Genomic DNA, 3221 nt, shown 5'->3' with positions numbered 1-3221 from the left:
CAACCAGCACATGCTCACATTGCAATGGACGCGGGTTAATATCCGTTCAGCGTGATGTGATTAAATATGCAGGGTATAAGGATGTGATAGAGCAACGCGTAGAAACGGAGCGTGTAGATGAACTTTGCTCTCCTTGTAATGGCAAAGGGGTAATATCCAGCCGTTGCCGTTGTAACGGTACCGGTAAAGTGGTTGACCGTGAAGCAACAAAAGCTACGGGTGCACCGGTGATTAAAATCTGTGAGCGTTGTACGGGGCGCGGTTATAGCCGGGTGCCATCATCAGTGGCATATACAGCTATTAAGGCTCTTTTGCCAGAGCTAACCCAATCAAGCTGGTCACGTAACTGGAAGCCATTTTATGAAAAGCTGGTGGCGAAATGTGATATTGAGGAAAGCAGAGCAGCATCTGAATTTAGCAAAGTAGCGCAATAAAAGAGAGAGGGCTTGCGTTTTGCATAAACTTGGCGTAATCTCTCTAAATAGTGGGGAATTGTAGCTATGCTCACTAACGAATATTCAGACCCGCCTAGGTGCGGGTTTTTCTGTTTTTAAGGCCTGCCATGCTTTATTGCCTGTCAATCGAGAGAGATAAAAGTGAATATTCATGAAATAAGGCGTAGGTTTGAGCTATTTATGGATAAATATTACAGTGATGTATCTTTATCTTGTAAAACAAAGCATGGGATATATTTTCCTTACTCCGATAATGAAACTGATATCAAATATGAAAATCCTGGCGCTCAGTTAATGTGGAAACTATTTTTATCGGGTGCGCAATCTGAGAGAAAAAATATTGTAGTCTCTTTGCCTGTCTGTAAATCCCCGCCTGATGGTTTTTATGATGCTGGCTATAACGAAGGTATTCAGGACTGCAAAAAAGCGCTCTTAGCTTCTGGAATAAAAATACGGAGTTAGATTATTTTAAAAATAAAGCCAATCCATTGGCCTTGTTTATTCTCCTGAGGATAAGATCTATAATGAGATTGAGCTTTAGACACAATGGCTCAATTTTCTGGATTAATTAACCACTTTGGACCGAAGCTGGATTTATGATTTCCAATTACAGGCAAGTCTACCCAAATGTTAGCTGCGAGCTGAATGTTAAATGAAGGTGAGAGTTTAATTTTTACCCTATACTCTGCTCCTAGGTAGTCTTTTCCAACGCGCTCGTGGCGCTCAAGTGTTCCGTCAACAAATGTAAGAATTGATTTCCCAACTTCGAAACTGGAAGCAGATGTGGTTACAGTCGCCATGTGTCCGCCCTCAATTTGTTCGACTTTTACTGAAATCTTAAAAATATTTATATCTATTATATTAAATTCTAGTGGAAATGTGAGAGCTTTAAGACTAAAGACGATTGGCATGTCGGGAAGAGGGTGGTCGCCATAAATAAGCTTAATGAGCTCAAGATATTTTTCCTTGAAATCAAATTCTGAAAGCCCTGATTGCTCAAATAAGTCTTGTACATCTTGGTTTTTAAATTGTTCTTTAACGATATTTTTGAGAATGTTTTTTTCGCTCATAATGTATTTCCTTTTGTTTTTTCTTGAGATGGTTCAATATTTAATGTAGTTGTTTTTTCTTAGTTGTCAAATATTTTATTTCTTTTGTTTTGCGCTGATTTTTATTGTTTAATTATTTGATATTTTTCCTTTTATATATTTTTAAGATTTCATTATTTTTATTGTTAATTGTTTTTTTGGGGATATTCGTATGGGGTTAAAATAACCATTTTGCCAACTTCTTTTTAGGAAGAGGGAATGTTTTGTTAGCTGACTGATTTCGTCCGCGTTCTTGGAGTTCATTGACGGTTGAAAAACACGTGACCTCAATTGCTGGGCTCGATCATGGCTGGCGTTGTTTTGTTACGGCAGGTTGATGCGCACTAAAGAGGAATGATGGTAGATAGTAAGGCTCACATGCGAATGCCGTCCTGTCTGTAAGTCGGAAGATCAGCACTAGTCACCACATATTCCAGGCTGCGCATGGCGTGGCCTTTTTATTATACGACGCTGATTACCCGGAACTGAATCCGGGCTTGGCTGATTGGGTGATTATTGTGATGTGTGCTTATTGGCGGCAACCATAGCCGGCAATGTGAATGCGTAAAGCAAAAATGTTTCTACGAAATTAAAAGGAAACCATTGGCATGAATAATTTAACTCCGGTAGTTAATGAAATTAATATTGCGCTCCAGCATTCAAAGCGTCCTGAGATTACGCTGTTCCGTTATTATCAGACAGCCTCAGAGGCTATGAAGAGTACTATCGTATTATCAATGATAGGGAAGCTTATAGAGCAGCAAAAGCGACTAAGCAAAATATAAGATACGTATGAAATCTACCATTTATCACTACGCATAGGCCACGACTATTCGAGGCCTTTTTCTTTTCACGCCCGTACTTGCGGGGACTTAATCCCCAACGGGGGTGGAAATATGAGACTCATGGACAAGCAACCAGACATCTGGGTGCAGCTATGGTTATGGCTGCTATCAGTCAAAGAACAAGGTTTAGGTGCGGCACTGGCGGCCACAATGGCTTACCTCAGAGGTCGCTATAACGGAGGTAAGTTCTGGAAGACAATTATTGACGCAATGATGTGTGCGTTAATTGCATGGTTCATTCGTGACTTACTCGTCTTTCTAAATCTGAGTACAGACTTAGCTTACATCGGCAGCGTCATTATTGGGTACCTAGGAACTGACTTTTTTGGTCAGTTGATGCGTGGGACTTTGCGTAATAAGGCCGGAATAAAAGAATGATAGAAAGAATTAAAAGGTTATTACGTATACGTAAATGGCGTAATTACTGGCAGGGAGATCGATTTATCAGTAAACAAATTCGTCACTCCAAATATTTAAGTGTTTTCTTTAATTTTGAGAGAAGCTATCGGCTTATCAAATTGTTTGCAAGAGTTGATCAAGAGCGGGGAAAAATCTGATGCAAATCAGAGGCATTCGCAATAATAATCCGGGGAATATCCGTTGGGGGGACGACTGGCAAGGTTTGGTACCGGAATCACAGCGTACTGATAAGTCTTTCTGCCAGTTTGTCAGTCCTGAATATGGTATCCGGGCAATGATAAAAGTGATTCAGAATTACCATCGTAAATACGGGATCAACACAATAAACGGCATTATTTCACGATGGGCGCCAAAGATAGAAAATAATACCGATGCCTATATTAATCACGTATGTAAAGACACGGGAGTTACCC

6 protein-coding genes are annotated in these 3221 nt (G+C 40.1%); 5 read left to right on the top strand and 1 reads right to left on the bottom strand.

The features are described 5' to 3' along the window. Both AACQ83_RS23660 and AACQ83_RS23655 read left to right on the top strand, forming a co-directional pair. A partial coding sequence (locus tag AACQ83_RS23660) for an antitermination protein Q (protein WP_275658152.1) occupies positions 1-434 on the top strand: 434 nt, incomplete at its 5' end. Between the two features lie 162 nt (positions 435-596). After that, positions 597-917, top strand: a complete 321-nt coding sequence (locus AACQ83_RS23655) for a hypothetical protein (RefSeq protein ID WP_146747949.1) — start codon at positions 597-599, stop codon at positions 915-917. A gap of 89 nt (positions 918-1006) precedes the next feature. Here AACQ83_RS23655 and AACQ83_RS23650 read toward each other — a convergent pair whose 3' ends face one another. Continuing rightward, a complete protein-coding gene (locus AACQ83_RS23650) occupies positions 1007-1525 on the bottom strand; it encodes a hypothetical protein (protein WP_112879847.1) in 519 nt (172 codons plus the stop codon). A gap of 626 nt (positions 1526-2151) precedes the next feature. Between AACQ83_RS23650 and AACQ83_RS23645 the strand changes: the two genes are divergently transcribed. The 3 genes from AACQ83_RS23645 to AACQ83_RS23635 form a co-directional block, all read left to right on the top strand. After that, a complete protein-coding gene (locus tag AACQ83_RS23645) occupies positions 2152-2328 on the top strand; it encodes a hypothetical protein (RefSeq protein ID WP_158537820.1) in 177 nt (58 codons plus the stop codon). A gap of 111 nt (positions 2329-2439) precedes the next feature. Next, a complete protein-coding gene (locus AACQ83_RS23640) occupies positions 2440-2766 on the top strand; it encodes a phage holin, lambda family (protein ID WP_112879846.1) in 327 nt (108 codons plus the stop codon). 178 nt (positions 2767-2944) lie between these two features. Beyond that, the coding region (locus AACQ83_RS23635; RefSeq protein WP_112879844.1) for a structural protein at positions 2945-3221 on the top strand (277 nt) is incomplete at its 3' end.

Source organism: Photorhabdus sp. S10-54 (assembly GCF_963878145.1).
Classification (GTDB): domain Bacteria; phylum Pseudomonadota; class Gammaproteobacteria; order Enterobacterales; family Enterobacteriaceae; genus Photorhabdus; species Photorhabdus kayaii.
The sequence above is the reverse complement of the archived record's forward strand: the minus strand, read 5'-3'. Positions and strand labels throughout refer to the sequence as shown.